This is a genomic window from Bacillus sp. mrc49 (genome assembly GCF_002803435.1).
Genome location: NZ_PHNG01000618.1, coordinates 1 through 729, shown reverse-complemented (window position 1 = coordinate 729; position 729 = coordinate 1). Strand labels below are relative to the sequence as shown.

1 protein-coding gene is annotated in these 729 nt (G+C 40.3%); it reads left to right on the top strand.

The features are described 5' to 3' along the window. Nucleotides 1-729: terminase TerL endonuclease subunit (locus CVN76_RS06435; RefSeq protein WP_232732125.1), on the top strand; the 729-nt coding region annotated here is incomplete at both ends.

The window sequence follows — 729 nt, the reverse complement described above, 5'->3', positions numbered from 1 at the left end:
TTATAAAATGATCGTAAGCCAACTTAAGAAAGTACGGAATATAAGCCCTGGTATTCGAAAAATAACGAAAATCGTACAAAATGAAATTCGTTATGATAACGACGACAGTCTTTTAAAACCATTGTCGCGCGATACTGACAACCTGGACGGTATGAACGTACTGTTAGGGATTTTAGACGAGTATCACACAAGCGCCACGACTGAAATGATGGAAGTATTAGAAAGCTCACAAGGCCAGCAACCGCAGCCGTTAATATTAATCATTTCAACAGCTGGCTTTAAATTAAATGGCCCTATGTATTCGCAGGAATACCCCTATATTAAAAAGATCCTCAGCGGGGAAGAAATAAACGATAATTATTTTGCTATCTGCTACGAGCAGGACGACATAAAAGAGATCAACAAAGAAAAGCTATGGATCAAATCGAATCCACTACTAGAAGTTGCGGCACGTAAGGACGTAATGAGTAAGAATATCAAAAAGAAATTGACCGAAGCCCGCGCGAAAAACGATCTTGGCCCGACAGTAGTAAAGAATTTCAATATGTGGCAAAACGCCAGTAAAGAAAGCTTTTTGAAAGGGGAAGAGTGGGCAGCGTGTGCCATAGAGCTAGAACCTTTTATAACCGGGAAAGACGCTTATATTGGCGTGGATTTATCGCGTACAACGGATTTAACCGCCGTTTCCTGGATAGTTCCTTATGTAGACGAAGAAGGGAATAATAGATT